12 protein-coding genes are annotated in these 21,422 nt (G+C 75.9%); 3 read left to right on the top strand and 9 right to left on the bottom strand.

Translation table 11 applies throughout. From position 1 onward, the window contains the following. Positions 1-33 precede the first annotated feature (33 nt). From ACW14Y_RS30395 to ACW14Y_RS30355, 9 genes are read right to left on the bottom strand one after another with little or no spacing between them, the layout of a single operon-like run. Complete coding sequence (locus ACW14Y_RS30395; RefSeq protein WP_380389298.1) at positions 34-1,590, bottom strand: amino acid adenylation domain-containing protein; 1,557 nt, start codon at positions 1,588-1,590, stop codon at positions 34-36. After that, the gene (locus ACW14Y_RS30390; RefSeq protein WP_456984060.1) at positions 1,587-2,600 is read right to left on the bottom strand and encodes a hypothetical protein; all 1,014 of its coding nucleotides are present in this window, start codon (positions 2,598-2,600) and stop codon (positions 1,587-1,589) included. The genes ACW14Y_RS30395 and ACW14Y_RS30390 overlap by 4 nt, the downstream gene beginning before the upstream one ends. Before the next feature lies 1 nt (position 2,601). Next, the gene (locus ACW14Y_RS30385; protein WP_456984058.1) at positions 2,602-3,390 is read right to left on the bottom strand and encodes a 4'-phosphopantetheinyl transferase family protein; all 789 of its coding nucleotides are present in this window, start codon (positions 3,388-3,390) and stop codon (positions 2,602-2,604) included. Next, complete coding sequence (locus ACW14Y_RS30380) at positions 3,387-4,571, bottom strand: acyl-CoA dehydrogenase family protein (protein WP_456984057.1); 1,185 nt, start codon at positions 4,569-4,571, stop codon at positions 3,387-3,389. The genes ACW14Y_RS30385 and ACW14Y_RS30380 overlap by 4 nt, the downstream gene beginning before the upstream one ends. Further along, positions 4,564-5,808 carry an acyl-CoA dehydrogenase family protein gene (locus tag ACW14Y_RS30375; protein WP_456984055.1) on the bottom strand — a complete coding sequence of 415 codons (1,245 nt, stop codon included), beginning with the start codon at positions 5,806-5,808 and terminating at the stop codon, positions 4,564-4,566. The genes ACW14Y_RS30380 and ACW14Y_RS30375 overlap by 8 nt, the downstream gene beginning before the upstream one ends. Then, positions 5,805-6,062, bottom strand: a complete 258-nt coding sequence (locus tag ACW14Y_RS30370) for a phosphopantetheine-binding protein (RefSeq protein WP_380309043.1) — start codon at positions 6,060-6,062, stop codon at positions 5,805-5,807. The genes ACW14Y_RS30375 and ACW14Y_RS30370 overlap by 4 nt, the downstream gene beginning before the upstream one ends. Continuing rightward, a complete protein-coding gene (locus tag ACW14Y_RS30365; protein ID WP_456984054.1) occupies positions 6,059-7,396 on the bottom strand; it encodes a type III PLP-dependent enzyme in 1,338 nt (445 codons plus the stop codon). Before ACW14Y_RS30365 ends, ACW14Y_RS30370 begins: the two co-directional genes overlap by 4 nt. Next, a complete protein-coding gene (locus ACW14Y_RS30360) occupies positions 7,383-8,918 on the bottom strand; it encodes a class I adenylate-forming enzyme family protein (protein WP_380309039.1) in 1,536 nt (511 codons plus the stop codon). Before ACW14Y_RS30360 ends, ACW14Y_RS30365 begins: the two co-directional genes overlap by 14 nt. Beyond that, complete coding sequence (locus ACW14Y_RS30355; RefSeq protein WP_456984053.1) at positions 8,918-10,201, bottom strand: hypothetical protein; 1,284 nt, start codon at positions 10,199-10,201, stop codon at positions 8,918-8,920. The genes ACW14Y_RS30360 and ACW14Y_RS30355 overlap by 1 nt, the downstream gene beginning before the upstream one ends. A 560-nt stretch (positions 10,202-10,761) precedes the next feature. On the opposite strand from ACW14Y_RS30355, the gene ACW14Y_RS30350 reads away from it, so the two are divergent. The 3 genes from ACW14Y_RS30350 (at position 10,762) to ACW14Y_RS30340 (ending at position 21,265) form a co-directional block, all read left to right on the top strand. Further along, positions 10,762-14,034, top strand: coding sequence for a type I polyketide synthase (locus tag ACW14Y_RS30350; RefSeq protein ID WP_456984052.1), 3,273 nt, complete (start codon positions 10,762-10,764; stop codon positions 14,032-14,034). Beyond that, the gene (locus ACW14Y_RS30345) at positions 14,031-20,810 is read left to right on the top strand and encodes a condensation domain-containing protein (protein ID WP_456984051.1); all 6,780 of its coding nucleotides are present in this window, start codon (positions 14,031-14,033) and stop codon (positions 20,808-20,810) included. Before ACW14Y_RS30350 ends, ACW14Y_RS30345 begins: the two co-directional genes overlap by 4 nt. A 134-nt stretch (positions 20,811-20,944) precedes the next feature. Further along, on the top strand, positions 20,945-21,265 hold the full coding sequence (locus ACW14Y_RS30340; RefSeq protein WP_456984049.1) for an acyl carrier protein: 321 nt from the start codon (positions 20,945-20,947) through the stop codon (positions 21,263-21,265). The last annotated feature ends 157 nt before the right edge of the window (positions 21,266-21,422 follow it).

The raw sequence follows: 21,422 nt of genomic DNA, 5'->3' as shown, positions 1-21,422 counted from the left end.
ACCGGGCGGTGGCCAGGGGGTGTCCGACCACCCCTAGCGCCGGTCGGCGATCATGGCGGCCGCGGCCTGTCGGTCGATCTTTCCGTTGGTGTTCAGGGGCAGCTCGTCGAGCACGGCGATGCGCCGGGGCAGCATGTACTCGGGCAGGCGGGAGCGCAGGTCCGCCATGATCAGCTCCGGCCGCAGGTCCCGGCCGGTGCAGACCGCCTCCAGGGACAGCCCGGCGCGCGGGTCCGGGACGGCGAGCACGACCGCGTCGCGGACACCCGGCCGGGCGCGCAGCAGGGCCTCGATCTCGCCGAGTTCGATCCGGTAGCCGCGCACCTTCACCTGCTGGTCCGTCCGCCCCAGGTGGACCAGCAGCCCGTCCCGCCGGGCCACCCGGTCGCCGGTGCGGTACCAGTGCTCGGGGGTCGGCGGACCGTCCCCGGTGTGCGGGACCGAGGTGCCGGTGGCGGCGTCGTGCAGCAGGAAGCGGCCCGCGTCGTTCAGCGGGTCCAGGTAGCCGGGGAAGCGCTGGGGGCCCCGGACGACGAGTTCGCCCTCCTCGGCCGGTCGCCCCTCCGGGTCCAGCAGCAGATGCTCCAGCCCCGGGTACAGCGCCCCGATCGGGACCGTTCCGTTGGCGGGACGGGGCCACGACGCGGGCTCCCGGGGGAGGCGGAACTCCGCGCAGCTGATGGTGAGTTCGGTCGGCCCGTAGAGGTTCTCCAGGGTGCTGTGCGGTGCCGCCGCGGCCCAGGCCTCCGCCTGCTGCAGCGTCAGCGGCTCGCCGCAGAACAGGCTCCACCGCAGGGTCGGCAGGGACCCCGGCCGCAGGGCCCGCATCCGGCGCGCGTAGGACACCATGGACGGGACGGAGAACCAGTGCGTGAGCTCCGCCTCCGCCGCCCACCGCACCGGCGCCAGCAGATCGCGCCGGGTGGGGACGACCAGGGTGGCGCCGCTCCCCCAGGCGGCGAACAGGTCGAACACGGACAGGTCGAAGGTGAGGTCGAAGGTCTGCGACAGCCGGCTCCCGGGCCCCAGCTCGTAGCGCGCCACGACGTGCTCCAGGTAGGCGCCGACGTTGCCGTGCCGGATCGGCACCCCCTTGGGCGCGCCCGTCGAGCCGGAGGTGAACAGCACGTAGGCGGTGGACCCGGGCCCGGCCTGCCCGCGCCGGGGAGGCTGGTACCCGTCCGCCGCCGTCGGCGGGTGCGCGAGGGTCAGCACGGGGACCGGCAGCTCCGGGGCGCCAGCCTCCCCGTCGGCCTTCCCCTCGACCGGTTCCGCGAGGACGAGGTCGAGCCCGCCCGCGGTCACGATCGCGGCGTGCCGGGCGGCCGGGAAGGCCGGGTTGAGCGGCACGACCGTGGCGCCCAGGAGCTGCACCGCGAGATAGCCGGCGTAGGCGACGACGCTGCGTTCGGCCAGCAGGCCGACCCGGCGCGGCACCCCGCCGGTCGCGGTGAGCAGCCGCGCCGCGATCCGCCCGGCCGCGTCGTCGAGCTCCCGGTAGGTGAGGCGCTCCGCCCCGATCTCCAGGGCCGTGCGGTCCGGGAACTCCGCGACGGAGGCGGCGAACCACTCGTAGAGGTTCTGCTTCACGGCCGTCCCCGAACAGGAGTGGCGGCGGCGGACCTCTCGACGGCCGACGTCTCGACGGCGGACTTCTCGACGGCGGACTTCTCGACGGCGGCGATCAGTTCGGTGAACGCCTCCGCGACCAGACCGGGCCGGGGCCGGCCGCGCGCCGCGGACATGGCGGCGATCCGGAGGACCCTGGGGACCTCCTGCCAGGCCTCGGTCTCGGCGGCGGCCCGCTCCGGGTCCAGCAGGCCGTCCGCGACCAGGACCTCGTTCCGGTAGGCGTAGTGGCGGGCGGCGGCCCACAGGTCGTCCGCGTGGCGGGCGATCGCCGCCGGGTCCGCCAGGAGCGCCGCGAGGACGTGGGACAGCGCCGCCGCCGGTTCGAGCAGCCACCGCCCGTCGTCCGCCGCGCCGGGGTGCGGGTCCCGGGCGGACGCGGAGGCGTCCCGGGTGCGCACCAGCCAGCGGTACTGGCGCCCGGCGGGGACGGCCGTGGCCGAGCCGAGGGCCATCGCGTCCCGGCGGAGCATCTCGGGCCCGGGCTCCGCCAACGGCGCCAGGGCGAGCGCGAGTTCGGCGTCGTCCAGCCGGCCCAGGAACGGCTCCTGTTCGCCGTGCGGGGTGAGCGCCGCGAAGTGGTCGGCCACCTCCCAGGAACCGTCGCGCTCACCGCGCACCAGGATCCAGTGCGGGGCCGCGGCCCGGCCGTACCCGGGCGCCCAGCTGAGCCGCTCGGTACTGGCGGCGGCCAGCACCGAGCCGCTGGCGGCCAGTTCGGCGCGCAGCAGCTCCCGGGCGGCGCTCCAGTCGGCGGCGCCCCGGTAGGCCAGCCCACCGCCGTCCGGGGTGAGGTCGATCCGGGCGTGGTGCGAGAAGGCCAGCTCTCCGGCGGGCAGGTCGGTGCGCACCGCCAGGCGGGTCACCTCGGCGAACCGGTGGGGCACGGCGGGGTCCTCGGCCGCCAGGTAGTGGACCAGGTTGGTGGTGTAGCAGCTCAGCTGGGGCGTGGTGGTCAGGGCGTCAGGCACATCAGTACTCCGGGTCGGCGGACGGGGCGTGGTCGCGGTCCCCGGCTCCGGGGTCCGCGAGGGAGGTGAAGGCGCAGCTGAGCGGGACCGGGGAGGCGTCGCGCAGGCTGATCCACCGGTAGCGGCCCCAGCGGCCGTGCCGGTGGCCGGGGGTCACGGCGACGGCCCAGGGGCGGCCGGCCAGGCCGGTGCCCGCCGCCTTGACGCAGGACTCCTGGACGGTCCAGACCCAGGCGAACTCGCGGGCCCGCTCCGGTGCGGGCAGCTCTTCGATCCGGGCGGCGTGCTCCCTCAGGCAGCGCCGGAGCATGCCCGCGGACGGCTCGCCGGAGGGGAGTTGCAGATCGACGCCGACCCGGCGGCCGGGCGCCACGGCGGCGGCGCTGAGGCCGCCGTCGTGGGAGATGCTCACGCCGACGTCCGGATGCCCGAGCAGGCCGGGGCGGCCGCGCGGGTCCGGGCGGACCGGCGCGGCCGCGAGGTCGGGGCGCACCTCGCGGAGGAGCCGGCGCAGGGTGGCGCGGCCGGTCAGGAACTGCTCGGCCCGCCAGGGCGGGAGGCCCCGGGCCTGGGCGAGGTCGTCGGGGTCGAGGTCCTCGTGGTCGCGGTGGCCGGGGTGGCCGTGGCGGTCGGGGCGGTCGGGGCGGTCGGGGTGGTCGGCGTGGCCGGGACGGTCGCGGCCGGGCCGCGCCGGGTCCGTCGCCGTCCGGTCGGCGCGGTACATGACCCAGACCCCGTCCGCGACCTCGTACCGGCCGCCGGGCGCCCCGGTGCCCCCCGCCGCCGTCATGTCCGCCACTCCGCCAGGAGCTGTTCGGACTGGTCGGCCACGCTGTCGAGCATCAGCTCGGTCACGCCGCCGCCGATGCCGAGGACGGCGGCCTCCGCCCGGACGGTCTGGGCGCCGCCCGCGGCGAAGCCGTCCGCGCCCTGGAGCTGGGCGCACCGGGCGAGCACGGCGTCGGCGGTCAGGCCGACGGCCGACTTCAGCAGGGCGCCGGCCGACAGGTTCTGCCCCTTCGCGGCCGTCCCGGCGAGGTCCTCGCACAGTGCGCGCAGCTGGGCGACGCGCACCAGGCACTCGGCGAAGTCCCGTCGGACGACCGGGTTCTGCCACAGCGGCTGCCCGTCGACGGTCCGGCCGCGCAGGCGCTCGCGGGTGTCGGCGAGCACCCGGCCGGTGAGGGCGACGGCCCACTGCGCCCCGGCGAGCCGCTCGGTGCTCATGTGGCGGGCGAAGACGGCCAGGCCGCGGCCGTTCGCGCCGACCAGGTGGTCGGCCGGCAGGCGCACCGAGTCGAGGGTGACGTGCCCGGTCGCCGCGTTCGCGAGCAGGCCGGTCGCCGCGGGCCGCACGGTGACGCCCGGCGCCGCGGCCGGCACCAGGACCCAGCTGAAGTCGGTGAAGTGCCGGCCGGGCCGGCGCCGGGCCAGGACCAGCAGGAACTCGGCACCGCGGGCGTTGGTCACCCAGCGCTTGCCGCCGTGGACCACGAGCCCGCCGTCCTCGAAGCGCAGCTCGGTGCCGAGCCCGCTGAGGTCGGAGCCGGGCGCCGCCTCGTCGGTGGCGGCGAGCGCCACCTGCGCGCTCCCGGTCAGGACCCGCTCCTGGGCGGCGGTGACCGGGGAGGGCGCCGCCGCGGCGGTGCGGGAGCGGCCGGAGCCGAGGATCGGCAGCGCGCTGGCCGCCTGCACCAGCACGCTGAGCGTCGCCCCGTTGTCGCCGCGGGCGTCGACCGTCCGGAGCAGGTCGCCCAGCCGGGCCGGGTCCACGACCGGCCCCAGGGCGTTGCCGTCCCGGTACAGCCCGCGCAGGACGCCGGCCTCCCCGAGCGCCCGCCACACGGCGGGCGCCGGCGCGCCGGCCGGAACACCGGCCAGCGCCCGGGCGAGCAGTCGCCGCCAGTCGTCCGGTGGCACCTCCCCGTCCGCGGGCGCGAGGCCGGGGTCCGCCGCTGCGAGCTCAGACAAAACGCACCTCGGGGTCGAGGAGGGCGAGCTTGCCGTCCGTCAGGTGCAGCCGGTCGTTGCTGTAGTTCAGGGACGCCGAGCGCAGGTCCCGCAGCGCCTGTTCGAGGCGGGTCGGGGAGCCCTTGAGGTAGCCGTGCCGCATGCCGACCGCCTCGATCAGACCGTCGACCACCGCGAAGCACTCCTCGGCGGCCGTGATCTTGAGCGCGTTCAGCTGCAGCTGGATCCTCGGCAGGCTCAGATCGGCGCTCCCGGCGACGGTCCGCTCGGTCCGCAGGAGCAGGGCGTGCACGGTGTCCAGGCGGCGACGGGCCTCGGAGATCCTGGTCAGGAGCAGCTCGGAGTCGAGGTCGACCCGGTTGCGGTTCTCCCGCGAGCGCAGCATCCGCAGCACCCGGGAGAGCGCGCCGGCCGCGGTGCCGAGCCAGGCGGCGGACCAGCCCAGGTGCGCCATCGGGCCGAAGACCGAGGTGACGACGGTCCGGAAGCCGCCCTGTTCGCCGACCACGTGGTGGCTCGGAACCCGGCCGCGCAGGCGCAGCGCGACGCTGTGGCTGGCCCGCATGCCCAGCGGCTGCCAGTCGCCGGTCTCCTCGACGGTGAGCCGGTCGCGGTGCGCGTAGACCAGCGACACCTGGTTCGGCGAGGTGGCGCCCGGCGCCAGCATCGTCACCAGGAAGCCGTCGGCGTGCGCGCCGCCGGTGACGATGGGCGCGAACCGGTCCACGTCCAGCTCGTCGCCGGCGGTGTCGAGGGCCGCCTCGGCGGTGAGCAGGTGGCCGCCCTTGCCCGCCTCGGTGGTGACCGAGGCGAGGTAGGTCCGGCCCTCGGCGACGCCGGGCAGCAGTTCGCCGCGCAGGCGCTCGTTGCCGTGGCGGACCACCGCCGCGACCTGCTGGCAGTGCATCGCGAAGATCATCGCCACGGACATGTCGGCGCGCCCGAGGGTGACGGACGCCTCGACCATGTCCCGGGTGCTGCCGCCGAGCCCGCCGTACTCGGCCGGGACGAGCAGGCCGAGCAGCCCGGTGCGGCGCAGCTCCGCCAGCGCCTCGACGGGGAAGACGGCGTCGCGGTCGGTCCGGTCCAGGTGCTCGGCGGTGACGGCGGCGACCCGGGCGGTCAGCTCGGCCAGCCGCTCGGGCGTCGGTCCGGCGACGGCCCCGGGCTCGGACTCGGCGACAGCCGCGGGCACGGGTCCGGTGAGGACCTCGGGCCCGGCCACGGCCGCGCTCACGCCGGGCCCGCTTCCGAGGCCGCGCTGATGACGCCCCAGAGCGTGCCGGCGGTGGCGAAGGTGGCGTCGTTCATGTCCTCGTCGGGCAGGGCCACGTCGAAGGTGTCCTCGATGGCGAAGAGGAGCTCGATGGCCTGCATCGAGTCCAGCCCCTGTTCCCGCAGCGCGGTCCCGGCGGTGATCTCCTGATCGCCGAGGAACTTGAGGAAGGGCGTGAGCAGTTCGGTGAAACGGGGGTCCAGCGGTGCACTCATCGGTTCGCTCCAGGGGTTCCAGGGGTTCCAGGGATTCCAGGGGTGGGGCCGGACGCGGCGGGAACGGGGCTGCGGGTCAGTGACACCCGGGTCGTGACCGGGGCGGCGCCGGGACGGTCGCTGTCGACCACGGCCTCCGCCGGCAGCGGGTGGCCGAGGAAGCCGATCAGGCTGGCGTGGAGTCCGTAGGCGCCGACGTTGGGCACGGCGACCAGGTCGCCCGGGGCGAGGGCCGGCAGCTTCGCGCTGCGCGCCCAGGTGTCGAGCGGAGTGCAGAGCGGGCCCGCCACGATGGCGTCCAGCTCGGGGGCGGCGTCGGGGCCGCCGGCGGCGCGGACGACCTGCGGGGTGAGCGGCGGGAGCCGGCGCAGGCCGGACATCCCGCCGAGGTGGTGGATGCCGGAGGCGAGGACGACGACGTCCCGGTCCCGGGAGCGCTTCACGTCCAGGACGGGGGTCACCAGCGTGCCGGCGGTGCCGACCAGGTAGCGGCCGGACTCGAACACCACCTCCGGCGCCCCGTCGCGCCAGCCGGACAGCTCCTCGTCGAAGAGCCGTTCCAGGCGGGGGCGGAGCGCGGTGAGGTCGACGGCCGCGCCCTCCTTGGCGAACGGCGCGCCGAATCCGCCCCCGAGGTCCAGGGTCCGCAGCCGCGAACCCTGGCCGGCCAGCAGCTCGGTCAGCTGCCGGGCGGTGTCCAGGGAGCGCCGGAACTGGCCGTACAGGGCGTCGACCTCGGTGAGGTTGGTGCCCATGTACAGGTGCAGTCCGACGACCGCCGCCCGCGGCCGGTCCCGGAACCGCTCCGGCTCGCCCGTCACCCAGCCGGTGTCCGCGCCGAACTGCGAGGCGACCCCGGTCATGACCAGGCCTTGGCCGGGGACCGGCTGGTCGTCGTTGATCCGCAGCAGGCACTCGGCGGTGGCCCCGGACCCGGCGGCGATCCGGTCCACCTGCTCGATCGCGTAGGGCGAGTCGACGGAGAACAGCCGCACGCCGCGGGCCAGGGCCTCGCGGAGCTCGTCGTCGGACTTGCCGGGCCCGGTGTACAGGACGTCGGCGGGATCCCAGCCGGCGTCGAGCGCCGCGTGCAGCTCGCCGGTCGAGCAGACCTCCGGCCGGGTGCCGCACCCGCGCAGGGTCGTCAGCAGCGCCGGGTGCGGGTTCGCCTTCAGCGAGTAGTAGAGGCCGGTGCGCTCCGGCAGGGCCGCGCGCAGCAGTGCGTGGTTGCGGCGCACCTCCGCCGTGTCGTAGACGTACGCGGGCATCGGGACGCCCGCCAGGTCGGCCAGCGGGACCGGCAGCACACCGGTGTGCTGCTCAACTACGGGCACGGGACACCTCGTTCGCCAGGGCGGCCAGCGCCTTGCGGTCGACCTTCCCGTTGCCGGTGAGCGGGAGGGCCGGCAGCACGACGCAGACGCGCGGGATCTTGAACTCCTCGATCACCTGGCGCATCGCCTGGAGCACGTCGGCGCCGGTCGATCCGTCGGTGACGGTCACGAACAGGCGGGTGGGCGCGGAGCCGTCCGGGGCCAGCACCGCCGCCGAGGCGACGGCCGGGAGCCGGCGGGCCGCCGCCTCCACCTCGACCGCGCTGACCCGGAAGCCGTTCTCCTTGTAGACGTCGTCGCGCCGGCCCTCGACGTACAGGTAGCCGTCCTCGTCGACCCGGCCGTAGTCGCCGGTGCGCAGTTCGGGGAACAGCCCCTCGGTCCTGGGGTAGCGCTGGGCGGTGAGTTCGGGCTGCCGCCAGTAGCCGGACATGACGTTCGGGCCCCGGACCGCGATCTCGCCGTGCTCGCCGGCCGGCAGGCGCTTCCCCTCCTCGTCGACGACGAAGACCTCGGTGCCGGGCAGGGCCAGGCCGCTGGAACCCGGCCTGGCCAGGTCACCGTTGGCGGGCATGATGGTGCCGCGCTTGCACTCGGTGAGCCCGAACATCAGATGGACGTCCAGCCCGGGCAGGTGCGCGCGGAGCACGGCCAGCGCGTCCTGCGGCATGGCGGCGCCGGTGTTGGTCAGCATCCGCAAGGGGGGCCGGCGGTCCCCGGCGCGCCTCAGCAGCCGCCCCAGGGCGTCGGCGACCGCCGGGACCGCCGGGAGCACGGTGGCGCGCGCGGCCAGCAGGTTGGTCAGCAGCGGCGGCCCCACCTCGGCGGGACGCCCCAGCCAGACGTGGGCTCCGCTGCGGGCGCCCAGGAAGAGCTGGTAGAGGCCGTAGTCGAAGGAGAGCGGGAGCGGGCTGTAGACCACGTCGTCCGGCCGGTAGCCCAGCACCTGCTGGATCGCCCGGACCGAGAAGACCAGCTGCTGGTGGGTGCTGACGACGGCCTTGGGGAGCGAGGTGGTGCCGGAGGTGTAGATCAGGCAGACCGGGTCCACCGGGAGCGGCGCGGTCGGGATCGGCCCCTGCGGGCCCTCGGGGTCGAAGGCGCGGGCGGTCGCGGTCGCGAGGTCCTCGGCGCCGACGCAGTGCTGCTCCGCGGTGGCCTGGTTGAGCACGGAGTCGCTGATGACGAGCGTGGGCTCGCTGTCCCGGAGCACGTGCTCCAGCTGCTTGCCCTGGACCTGCTCGTGCAGCAGCGAGAAGGCCACGCCCAGCCGCGAGGCGGCGTGGACCAGGGCGGGCACGGTGGTGGACGACGGGGCGCTGACCAGCAGCCGCTGCCCGCGCCGCAGGCCGAGCTCGCCCAGCCAGGTCGCGACCCGGCGGCTGGCGTCGGCCAGTTCCCGGTAGGTGACGGTGAGACCGTGGCAGGTCACGGCCGGGCGGTCGGGCCAGCGCTCCGCCGCCTCGTCCAGCAGTTCGTGCAGCAGGTCGGGCCGCGGCGGGGTGGCGGGTCGATCGGTCATCAGGACTCTCCGAGGCGGGCGAGCGCGGGCCCGGCGGACGGGGACCGCCGCACGATCGCGCAGATGGCGTCGATGTCGTGCAGGTTCTCGGGCACCAGGTCGGCGGCGTCGAACTCGAACCGCAGCTCCTCCTCCAGGCGCTCGATGATCTCCACGATCCGGAAGGAGCTGAACTGCGGTACCTCGCCGAGGGACCGGCCGGCCAGCAACGGCCCGACCGGCGTGCCGAGCACCGCCGCGGCCACGGCGGCGACGGCGCCGCGCAGTTCGGCGCCCACCGCGGCGGGCGGCCCGGCGGCGGCGCCGGCGGCCGGGGCGGCGGCGAGGGCCGTGCCGAGGAGCGCGCCGTCCGCGTGCAGCTGCTCGCGGAGGCGGGGCAGCAGCCCCGGGGGCTCCGTGCGGCCGCGCTCGACCCGGCGCGCGGCCAGGTAGGTCTGTTCGGTGAGGGCGCCCCAGACGCGCAGATGGGCGTCGACGGCGCTGTCGGGTGCCGCTCCCGAGGCCGCCAGGAAGGCGGCGTGCAGTCGGCGGGACCGGGCGAGGAACCAGGTCTCCAGGGTGAGCCGGCCGAGGGCCGCGTTCCGGTCGGGGTGCCGGGCGTAGGCGTCGACGTACGCGTCCACGGCCCCGGGGCCCGCGAGGTCCGCGGTGGCGGTCACCGTGCCCGGCCCGCCGGCCGCGGGCGCCAGCTCGGCGACCAGGGCCGGGCCGGGCACGGCGGCGAGGAGGTCCGCGGCGGACAGGGACCACTGCCCGGGACGGGCGCTGCCCCACGGGGTCTCGTTGTGGTAGCCGTCCACCACGCTCACACCGTCCGGGCCGTCCTGACCGTCCTGGCTGTCCTGGCCGGCGGCCTCGGCCAGGAAGCTGTGGTCCAGGTGGCGCTGCCGGAAGTAGGGCACCCACGGCAGGTGGTAGGCGTCCGCCACCACGTAGCACCCCTCGGTCGGGGGGATACCGGCCGCCCCGGACGTCCGGTGCAGCGAGCGCACCTCGATCCCGAGCGCACTCCGCGCGTCGGCGAGGTGCTGCTCGACGGTCCGGGCGACGGTCGGCAGCCCGTCGGCCCCGGTCACGGGGGCGAAGCGCAGCACCGCGCCGAGGCCCAGGTGCGTCCCCGCGCCGTGCCACCGGTCGGCGAGCACGGCCAGGTTCACCTGGAGGCAGTCGAAGAGTTCGTACGGGAGGGCGGGCGGCAGGGTCCGCGTCGTACCGGGACTCCCGCGCCGAGCACCTCGGGCGACCGGGCCGACGACGGCGCCAGGATCAAGTCCAGTGTCCATACGGCATTCCTTCGCAGGGGAATCGGGAGGAGTGGTGGCCGGGATCCGGATCGGAGGGATATCGAGGTGCCACAGGGGGCGCACCGGGAAAGCAGGGGTGTTCGCGGCTCGCCGAGGAAGCTATCGGAACGCCTTGATATCGCCGCCATCCGTGCGCCATGCGCCCGCTATGCAGGACCCTCTCGGCGACCTTGCCGGTGACGTTTTGAGTGGCTTACGGCGATGTTCCGACGGTTCGTCGACCGGATTTCCCGGACGGTCACAGCGGGGCCGCCGAGGTGACGTCCGGGGCCCGAACAGCCGTTCCACGAGGCCGTTCCGGCCTCGGCGGAGCGTGAATCGCCCCCCCGAGCGGCTTTCGGTCGATCGGCGCGGATCCCCCCGCCGCGCACGGCCGACCGGCCGTCGGCGCGGGATACCGGAGAAGCCCGCCGAGGCCGGCGCATTCGTCGCGGAGGGAACTCATGCCGCACGTATGGCGCACGAATGGCGGCGATATCAAAGCGCTCGGATAGCTTCCTCGGCGAGCCACAGACCAATCCACGAGGGAGGGGACGGCGGTGCGCCACGAGGCATCAGGCACGAGCGACGACGGCCTTTACGGGAACGGTGGAGCCGACAACTCCGATGCGAACGACAATTCCGGCACCGGTGCCGAAGCCCACGGAGCCGGTGACCTCGACATCGCGGTGATCGGCATGGCGGGCTCCTTTCCCGGGGCGCCCGATCTGGACCGGTTCTGGTCCGTCGTCCGGGCCGGACGGCGAACCGTGCGGACCGAACCGGTCCCCGGACCCGGCGCCGCCGGTTCGGCCCCCGGCACCCCGACCGCACCGGCCGCCCCGGCCGCCGTGCTCGCCGGCGGGGTGCTGGACGGGGCCGAGCTCTTCGACGCGGCGTTCTTCGGCTACAGCCCCCGCGAGGCCGAGCTGCTCGACCCCCAGCAGCGGGTCTTCCTGGAGTGCGCCTGGACCGCCCTGGAGGGGGCCGGATACGGCTCCCCGGTCGGGCGGCCGGTCACCGGCGTCTACGCCGGGGCCAGTCTGAGCACCTATCTGATCCGCCATCTGCTGCCCGATCCGGGCCTGGCCGAGCTGCGCGAGGAGCAGCTGCTCGGCAACATGACCGACACCCTGGCCACCCGGGTGGCCTACCACCTGGACCTCTCCGGTCCGGCGCTGTCGGTGCAGACCGCCTGCTCGACCTCCCTGGTCGCGATCCACCTCGCCTGTCAGGCCCTGCTCGCCGGCGACTGCGAGATCGCGGTGGCCGGGGGCGCCTCGGTGCGCCTGCCGCAGCTGTCCCTCCACGACGGGCGCGGGAACGGCATCCTCTCCCCCGACGGCGAGTGCCTGCCCTTCGACGCCCGGAGCGCGGGCACCGTGAGCGGCAACGGCGTCGGCGCGGCGGTGCTCAAGCCGCTGGCCGCCGCGCTCGCGGACGGCGACAAGGTGCACGCCGTGATCAAGGCCACTGCCCTCAACAACGACGGCCGCCGCAAGGTCGGGTTCACCGCGCCCAGCGTGCAGGGCCAGTCCGCCGTGCTGCGGGCCGCCCAGGACCTCGCCGGCGTCCACCCGGCCGACATCGGCTACCTGGAGGCGCACGGCACCGCCACGCCGCTGGGCGACCCGATCGAGTTCGCGGCGCTCGCCGAGGCCTTCGCCGGGCGCGACCCCGAGCGCGACGGGCGGTGCGCCCTGGGCTCGGTCAAGGCCCTGACCGGGCATCTGGACGCGGCCGCCGGCATCACCGGGTTCCTCAAGGTGGTGCTGGCCCTGAAGCACGCCGTGGTGCCGCCGAGTCCGTACTTCGGCGAGCCGAACCCCGGTATCGACCTGGCCGGCAGCCCGTTCGAGGTGCCGACCGCCGAGCGGGTCTGGGAGCGGCCGCGCGGCGGACGGCGGCTGGGGGCGGTGAGCGGCTTCGGCATGGGCGGCACCAACGCGCACGTCATCCTCCAGGAGGCGCCCGACCCGGCCCCGGCCGGTGCGCCGGTCCGCGAGCGGCAGCTGATCCTGCTCTCGGCCCGCACCGCGAGCGCGCTGGACACCGCCAGGGAGCGGCTGCGCGAGCGGCTGCTCGCCGGGGCGGGTACCGGAACGGAAGCGGACGCCGGAACGGAGGCGCAGGCCGAAGCGGACGCCGCCGGGCTCGCCGACACCGCGTTCACCCTCCAGCTCGGCCGGACCGCCTTCGCGCACCGGCTGGCCGTGACCGCGGACTCCACCGCTGCGGCGGCCGCCGCGCTCGCCCCCGGATCGCCGACGGCGCTGGCCGGCCGGGCCGGGACCGGGCGCCGCGACCTGGTGTTCATGTTCTCCGGCCAGGGTGCCCAGCACCTCGGCATGGGCGCGGGGCTCTACCGCACCGAACCCGTGTACCGCGAGACCTTCGACACCTGCGCGGACCTGCTCCGGCCGACCCTCGGCCGGGACCTGCGCGACCTCGTCCTCGGTGACGCCGCGGCCGACCCCACCGACGCCGCCGACGCCGAGCCGCTGCGCCGGACCGAGTTCGCCCAGCCCGCCCTGTTCGCGGTCGAGTACGCCCTCGCCCGGCTCTGGGAGTCCTGGGGCGTCCGGCCCGCGGCGATGATCGGACACAGCGTCGGCGAGTACGTGGCCGCCTGCCTGGCCGGCACCATGCGGCTCCCGGACGCGCTGCGCCTGGTCGCCCTGCGCGGGCGTCTGATGCAGGCGCTGCCGCCGGGCCGGATGCTGTCGGTCGCGCTGCCGGCCGAGCAGGCCGAGCGCTTCACCGGGGGCGAGGTGGCGATCGCCGCGTCCAACGCCCCGTCCCTCACCGTGCTGTCCGGACCGGCCGAGGCGCTGGACGCCGTCGAACGGACGCTGGCCGCCGAGGGGGTCGCGGTCCGTCCGCTGCACACCTCGCACGCCTTCCACTCCCCCGCGATGGACCCGGTCCTGGCGGACTTCCGCGCCCTGGTGGCCGCCGTCCCGCTCGCGGAGCCGGAGCTGCCGTTCGTCTCCAACCTGTCCGGGACGTGGATCACCGGCGAGCAGGCCACCTCGCCCGACTACTGGGTGCGGCACCTGCGCGGGCGGGTCCGCTTCGGCGAGGGCCTGGCGACCCTGGCCGAGACCGGACCGCTGGCGCTGGTCGAGGTCGGACCGGGCACCGCCCTGACCACCCTGGCCCGGCAGCACCCCGGGCTGGCGGGGAACCTCGTGGTCAACAGCCTGCCCGCGCCCGGCCGCCCCGACCCGGCCGACCGGACCGCCGCCGAGGCCCTGGCCCGGCTGTGGCTCACCGGGACGGAGCCGGACTGGACCGGTTACTGGCGCCACGACCCGCGCGGTCGGGCCGAGTTGCCCACCTACCCGTTCGAACGCGGCCGCTACTGGGTCGAGGCGCCGTCCGCCCGGCCGGCTCCGCCCACGGCCGGCGCCGCGGCCGCCCCGCTGCCGTCCGAGCCGCTCACCGGAACCGCCGCCCCGGCCCCGGCCGCGCACCCCCGGCAGCTGGCCACCCCCTTCGTCGCGCCCCGCGACGAGCGGGAGGAGGCCGTCGCACAGATCTGGGGCGACCTGCTCGGCATCGCCGACATCGGCGTCCACGACGACTTCTTCGAGCTCGGCGGCCACTCCCTGCTGGCCACCCGGGTGGTGTCCCGGCTGCTCGACGTCCTCGGCGTCGAACTCCCGCTCGGCGCCGTGATGAAGGCGCCGACCGTGGCCGCGCTGTGCGACTACGCCGACGAGGAGCTGATGAACGCCTATCTCGACAGCCAGTCACCGTCCCCTTCCCCGTCCCCGTCACAGCCCGCCGCCGATGCTTCGGCCGACCCCCGGAACGAGGGTGTCCGATGACCGAGACCGTCCGTGAGCCCGCCCAGGAGATGTCGGCGGACACCCGCGCCGCGCTCCTCGCCCGACTGCGCGCCGAGAAGCTCGCCGCGAACGCGGCCGGCCGGCTGCGCCCCCGCGACCCCGGCCTGGAGCTGGTCCCGCTCAGCCCGGCGCAGGAGCGCCTCTACTTCCAGGACCAGCTCGACCCGGGCAACCCGGCGCTCAACATCACCGTCTCGATCCGGATCCGCGGCGCCGTGGACCACCCGGCCCTGGAACGCGCGCTGGCCGTGGTCGTGGACCGCCACGAGGCGCTGCGCACCGCCTTCGTGGCCGGGCCCGAGGGACCGCGCCAGCGCGTCGTCCCCGCCGGGCCGGTCACGGTGTCCGTCGAGGACGGCGCCCTGGAGGACGGTGCCGCGGAGAACGGTGCCGCCGGGGCCGCGCCGGAGCTCGACGCGGCCCTGCTCCGGCACGCCCGCACCAGGCTCGACCTGGTCACCGGACGGCTGCTGTCCGCCGCGCTGTTCCCGGTCGGCGACGAGGAGCGGCTGCTCCAGGTCGTCGTCCACCACATCGCCTTCGACGGCTGGTCCACCTCCGTCCTCGTGGGCGAACTCGTCGAGGCCTACCGCGCCGACACCGGGGACCGTCCGGCGAAGCTCGACGCCCTGCCGGTCCAGTACCCGGACTTCTCGCTGTGGGCGCGCGAGCGGGCCGCCGGGGAACGCCGGGAGCGCGCCCTCGCCTCGGTCCGCGACCGCCTCACCGGCGCCCCGTTCGTCCTCGACCTGCCCGCCGACCGGCCCCGGCCGGCGCTCCAGACCCACAACGGCGCCCTGACGCCCCTCGTCCTGGACGCCGGGACCAGCGGGGACCTCGCCGCCCTGGCCCGGGCCGAGGGCACCACGCCCTTCGTCGCCCTGCTCGGCGTCCTGACGATCCTGCTCTCCCGCGCCTCGCAGGACGCCGAACTGGTCGTCGGCTCCCCGGTGGCGGGGCGCACCCGCCCCGAACTGGAGCCGATGATCGGCTGCTTCGCCGACATCCAGGTGCTGCGGATGGCCCCGGCGGCCTCGGCCACCTACCGCGACCTGCTGCGCGCGGCGCACGAGGAGGCCGGCCGGGCCTACGGGGACCAGGAGGTCCCGTACGCCAAGGTCGTCGAAGTGCTCGCCCCGCCGCGCGACCCGTCCCGCAACCCGCTGTTCCAGGTCATGTTCGGCTTCCACGAGGTCGTCCCGGCCCGCTTCGACGACGCCGTCCCGGCGTTCACCGTGGAGACCCGCGACAACGGCGTCACCGACTTCGACCTGTTCCTGAACATGGAACGCCGCGCCGACGGCTGCTTCGAAGGCGAACTCCGCTACAACACCGACCTGTTCACCGCCGAGGCGATCGCCGACCTGACCGGCCGGTTCGCCGACGTGGCGCGCGCCGTCGCCGCCGCCCCCGACACGCCGTGGACCCGGCTCGCCCCGGCCCGCTCCGGACGGGTCGCGCTGGCGGCCTCGTTCCCGGTCGAGCCGGTGGTCCCGGTGCTCCGCGCCTGGGCCCGGCACGCGGGCCTCGGACCGGACTTCGAGGTGTCCTCCGAGCCCGGCCCGCTGGCCGGCCGACTGCGCGCGCTGAACGGCGTGTTCGGCCTGAACCCCGGCGCCGCGCACGTCGCGCTGCTGCGCTGGGAGGACCTCGTCAAGGCCGGTGCGGTGCGGGACCGGCGCGATCCCGAGGAGGTCGGCGCGGCCCTGGACCGGGGCCTGGTCGAGCTCTGCGACGCCCTGTCCGCCTACCGGGCCTGGTCCGAGGACCCGCTGACGATCGTGCTCTGCCCGCCGTCCGCGACCTGGGCCCGCTGGCAGGGCACCGAGGTCTTCGACGGGGCGGCCCGCCGGCTGGCGGAGGCCTGCCGGCGCTGGTCCGACGTCCGGATCCGCACCGCGCGGGCCGAGGCACCGAAGACCGACGGCGACGCGGGGACCGGCGGCTTCGACGAGGACCAGGAGGACGCGGACTTCCTCGACGGACTGGACGCCGTCCCCTACGCCGGGGCCGGGTTCTACGCCCTGCTCGGCGCCTCCGTGGTGCGCGAGCTGCTGCCGCTGACCGTCCGCGACGAGGACGGCCGACCGGTCGAGCTCACCCCGGTCTGGCCCTCCCGGCTGGCCGCCGGGGCCGCCGGACCGGTCGACGTCGCCGAGGCGTCCGGCCCCGCCGACGGCGGACCGGCCGCCGGGGCCGGACTGCCGGGCGCGGGCGGATTCCGCGAGCCCGCCACCGACACCGAACGCCGGCTGGCCGCGATGTGGCAGCAGACCCTCAAGGTCGACCGCGTCGGCCTGGACGACAGCTTCTTCGCCCTCGGCGGCCACTCCTTCCTCGCCATCGAGCTGCTGACCCGCATCAAGACCGAGTTCGACCGCTCGGTGGAGCCGTTCGAGCTCTTCCGCGGACCGACCCTCGGCCACCTCGCCCACCTCGTCGACGCCGCGGCGCCCGGAGTGCGCGACGACGGCCCGGTGCCGGTGCCGCGCGACCGGGTGCTCGAACCCTCCTCCACCCAGCGCCGGCTGTGGACGCTGGCCCAGGTGCACGGCGCCGGGCTGCTCCACAACAGCGCCTTCCCGCTGCGGCTCGACGGCGAGCTCGACGAGGCGGCGCTGCGCACGGCCGTCGCGGCGCTCGTCCGGCGCCACGAGTCGCTGCGGACCACGATCGTCGAGGGCGGCGAGGGCGTGCCGGTGCTGCGCATCGTGCCCGACGCGGCCGCGTGGGACAGCGAGGTGTTCCCGCCGACGGTGACCGTCCCCGAGGGTCCCGACCGGGCCGCCGAGGCCGAGCGCCTGCTGCGCGACGCCGCCGAGGAGACCTTCGAGCTCGACCGGGGCCCGCTGACCAGGTTCCGGCTGTTCGCGGCCGGGCCGAGCACCCACTACCTGTCGATGGCCATGCACCACGCGGTCACCGACAACCGCTCCTGGGCCGTCGTCGTGCGCGACCTGGCCGAGCTCTACCGGGCCGCCCGCTCCGGCGGCACCCCGGAACTGCCGGAGCTGCGGGTGCAGTTCGCCGACTACGCGCACTGGCAGCAGGACTGGCTGGCCGGGCCGGGCGGACGCGAGCACGAGACCCGCTGGCGGGAGATCCTGCGGGACGCCCCGGCGGTCTCCTCGCTGCCGACCGACTTCCCGCACACCGGGGACATCGGTTCGGACAGCGGCGTGGTGACCCGGCGCCTCGACGCCGGTCCGGCCGCCCGGCTGCGCGCCGCCGGACGCCGGCTGGAGGTGCCGCTGTTCAGCCTCGCGCTCACCGCGTTCCACCTGCTGGCCGCCCGCGCCGGCGGCCGCGACGAGTTCGTGGTCGGCACCCTCAACGCCAACCGCGAGTACCCCGGACTGTCCGACATCGTGGGCGACTTCGCCGACCTGGTGCCGATCCGGCTGTCCGGGAGCGGCGAACTGACCGTCGCCGACCGGGTCGCGGCCACCCACCGGGCGATCCTGGACGCCCGCTCCGTCCAGCGGCTGCCGTTCGAGAACATCGTCTCGGCGGTCCGCGCCGCCCGCGCCCCCGGCCGCCAGCCGCTGTTCCAGACGCTGTTCAACTTCGTCGACGGCGACGACAGCCTGCCCGCCTTCGACGGCTTCACCCCGACCCAGCTGACCTGGCTCCGGGCCGGGACCGAGTTCGAGCTGCTGTTCAGCATCGACGCCGAGGGCGACGAGCTCCTGATCACCCTGGACTACCAGACCGGGCTGTACTCGCCCGCCGGGGCCGCGGCGCTGCTGGACGCCTACGCCGGCCTGCTGGCGGCGATCGCCGAGGACGCCGGGGCCCGCAGCGGCGACCTCGCCTTCCCCGAGGACTGCCGGATCCCGGAGATCCCGCCGGGCACCGGGGCCGAACCGGAGTCCGGCCCCGCCGCCGCCCCGCGCACCGCCGTCGCGGCCAGCTTCACCGCCGAGTCGGGCGGCCCGGCGCTCGGCTTCTGGCTGGACCTGTTCGGCCGGCCGGCCAAGGTGCCCTTCGCGCCGTACGCGCAGGTCGTGCAGCAACTGCTCGACCCGAACGCCGCCTTCGGCACGGCCGGGGCGCCGGTGAACACCGTGCTGCTGCGCTGGGAGGACTCGGTCCGCCACCTCGGCCACGACCCGCGGGCCCTCGCCGGGGCCGCCGACGCTCCGGCCCGTACCGATGCTCCGGCCCGCGCGGACGGTCCCACCCGCTTCGACGCCGTCGTGCGCGACCTCGAAACGGCCTTCGCCGATCTGCACGCCGCCCTGCTCGGCCACCGCGCCTGGTCCCGGACACCGCTCCTGATAGCCGTCTGCCCGGCCTCGCCCGGCTGGTCGGCGGAGCCGTGGGCCGCCCTGGGGCGCGGACTGACCGCACGGCTCACCCGGCTCGCCGCGTCCCTGCCCGAGGTGCGCGTGCTCGATGTCGCACTGCTCGCCGACCGGTACCCGGTGGACCGGCGCGACGACGAGCACGCCGACCGGCTCGCGCACATGCCGTACACCCCGGAGTTCACCACCGTGCTGGCCACGGTGCTGGCCCGCGCCGTCCTGAGCACCGAACCGCGCGGCACCGTCCTGGTGGCCCCGGACCGCCTGCTGGGGCTCGGCAGGGACGACCGGGCCGAGGGCCACGACTCCGCCGCGCTCGTCGCCCGGGCGCTGCGGCGGGCGGCCGCCCGGGGCCGGTCGCTGGTGTTCGCCGGCGCCGGGCCCGCCGTTCGGGCCGCGCTCGCCGCCCGTCCGGACCTGCTGCCCGACCCGGACGCGGCCTCCTGGCTCGCCGGAGGCTCCACCGGGGACTCCACCGAGGAACCGGCTACGGATCTGGAGACCCGGTTCGCGGAGGCGGTCGCCGACGGGACCGTCGACCCGGCCGACTGCCTCGTGCTGGACCCGGACGCCGGACTCTGCGGGCGGCTCGACTCCCGCTTCCCGGGCGTGCTCGCGGTCGCCGTCCCCCGGGACGCGGAGGGCGCGCGCCAGGTCCTGGACCACCTGTGGGCCCTCGACGAGCCGCTGTTCCCGGTGGAACGGAACTCCGAGGCCGACCCCGACAGCGCCCGCGACGCCGCCGCGCCGGTCGTCGGCGCCGCCGCCGGGCTGCGCATCCTGGCCGAACTGTCGGACGCGGCCGGCATCCACGCGGCCGTGGACCGGGCCCGCTGGCGCGTCTCCCGGGGCGAGTACGTCGAGCCGCGCTCCGACCGCGAACGGCAGCTGACCGAGATCCTCGCCCGACTGCTCGGCACCGACCGGGTCGGTCTCTCCGACAACTTCCTGGCGCTCGGCGGCGACTCGATGACCGCGATCCAGGTCGTCTCCCAGGCCGCCCGGCACGGCATCAGCCTGTCGCCCCGGGCCGTCCTGGAGGCGGCGTCGGTCGCCGAGCTGGCCGAGGCCGACGCGGCCCCGGTGGTCGTCGCCGACCAGGGTCCGGTGGTCGGACCGGTCGCCCTGGCCCCGGCCCAGCACTGGTTCTTCAACAACCCGGTCGGCACCACCGGCGACCCCGACTACTACAACCACCCCTACTACTTGACGGTCCGTCAGGGTGTTTCCGCCGACCACCTGGAGCGTGCGCTGCGCGTCCTGGTGGACCACCACGACGCGCTCCGGCTGCGCTTCGCCCGCGGCGCGGACGGCACGTGGCGGCAGTGGTCGGAGCCCACCGGCATGGAGGTGCCGTTCGAACGCGTCGACCTGACCGGGATCCCGGCCGGGGAGCGCGCCGCGCGGGCCGAGGAGCTGGCCACCGCGCTGCAGGGCAGCCTCGACCTGGAGCACGGGCCTTCGCTGCGGGTGCTGCACCTGCACACCGACGGCGAGCCGGACCGGCTGCTGATCATGTGCCACCACCTGGTCGTGGACGGCATGTCCCGGGGCCTGGTGCTGGAGGACCTCACCACCCTCACCGAGCAGGCCCTCGCCGGGCAGCCGCTGCGACTGCCGCCGAAGACCACGTCGTTCCGCGACTGGACCGACCGGATCGAGGAGTACGCGGCCGGCGAGGAGCTGCTCACCGAGGTGCCGTTCTGGCTGGAGCAGGTCGCCCCCTTCCCGGAGGGCGCCCGCAGGCCGGTCGTACCGGTCGACCACGAGGGCGGCTCCCGGGAGATGGCCTACATGGAGACCGCCGAGGTGCGGGTGAGCGCCGAGGAGACGGCCGCGGTGCAGCGGCTCGCCGTCGCGGCGCGGGCCAGCCTCTCGGACGCCGTCTTCGCCGCCTCGGCCGCGGTCCTGAGCGAGTGGACCGGCGCCGACTCCTGCCGGTTCGCGGTCGCCGGTCACGGACGGCCCCAGCGCTTCCCGGACCTCGACCTGGTCCGGACGGTGGGCTGGTTCCAGATCTACTTCCCGATCGGCATCGACGTCGGCGACACCGAGGGCGTCGCCCTGGTGCAGTCGGTGCACCGCCAGCTGTCGGTCGTCCCCGACGCCGGCCTCGGCTACTCGGTGCTGGTCCACCAGCACGCCGACCCCGAACTGCGGGCCGCGCTGGCCGGGGGCGAGCAGCCGCAGTTCACCTTCAACTACATGGGCGAGTCCGGCTTCGAGCAGACCTCCGCGCACACCACCCTGTTCGGGCACTGCCCCGACCCGGTCGGCCCGTGCCAGGACGGCGCCTGCACCTGGCCCTACCTGCTCGACCTGATGCCGGCCATCGTCGACGGCGCGCTGGTCCTGCAGATCTACTACCGGCGCAGCATCCACGACGCCGCCACCGTGCAGGCGCTCGGCGAGCGGATCGCCGACCGGTTCCGCGCCCTCGCCCGGTGACCGGGGCCGCTCCCGTTCCCCCGTCCCGCGACATCCGAGTCCCGATGAGAGGTGGATCCGACCATGCCCTCCCGACCCACGCGTCCCGACGCCGCGTCGTCCCCGGCCCCGCGCACCCGACGGGCGGCCCGCCGATGAGCGCCGCCGAGCAGTCGACCCAGCCGTCGACCGAGCCGTCGACCGAGCAGTCGAGCGAGCAGCGGACCGACCGACTGACCGGCCGGCTGATCGGTCTGGTCGCCGAGGTCCTGGGGGTGCCGGGGACCGAGCTGTCCGAGGACTCCGGCCCCGGCGCCCACGCCGCCTGGACGAGCCTGAAGCACATCGAGGTCGTGGTCGTGCTGGAGGAGCACTTCGGTGTGGCCTTCAGCAGCCGGGAGATCAAGGGCCACACCAGCGTCGGCGCGCTGCGCGGACTCCTGGCCGCCAAGGGGGCCGCGGGGTCGGCCCCGTGAGCGCCGCCCGCCGGGTACCGCCACTGACGCGCACCACCCCCACGGCCTCCCGCGGCCACCGTTCCCCCACTCCCTGACGGCGGTCCGTTCCCTCGCCGAGGTCAAGCAGGCCCTGGAGACCACCGGCATCCCGGCCGGGTCCGGGCGCCGACGGAAG

The sequence above is a fragment of the Kitasatospora sp. cg17-2 genome (genome assembly GCF_054031055.1).
This window is presented reverse-complemented; position numbering and strand designations above follow the sequence as displayed.

Excerpts from the sequence above, each read along its gene's own strand:
- ACW14Y_RS30385 (WP_456984058.1), bottom strand. The coding sequence starts at position 3,390 with ATGACGGCGGCGGGGGGCACCGGGGCGCCCGGCGGCCGGTACGAGGTC.
- ACW14Y_RS30370 (WP_380309043.1), bottom strand. The coding sequence starts at position 6,062 with ATGAGTGCACCGCTGGACCCCCGTTTCACCGAACTGCTCACGCCCTTC.
- ACW14Y_RS30360 (WP_380309039.1), bottom strand. The coding sequence starts at position 8,918 with ATGACCGATCGACCCGCCACCCCGCCGCGGCCCGACCTGCTGCACGAA.
- ACW14Y_RS30355 (WP_456984053.1), bottom strand. The coding sequence starts at position 10,201 with ATGGACACTGGACTTGATCCTGGCGCCGTCGTCGGCCCGGTCGCCCGA.
- ACW14Y_RS30345 (WP_456984051.1), top strand. The coding sequence starts at position 14,031 with ATGACCGAGACCGTCCGTGAGCCCGCCCAGGAGATGTCGGCGGACACC.
- ACW14Y_RS30340 (WP_456984049.1), top strand. The coding sequence starts at position 20,945 with ATGAGCGCCGCCGAGCAGTCGACCCAGCCGTCGACCGAGCCGTCGACC.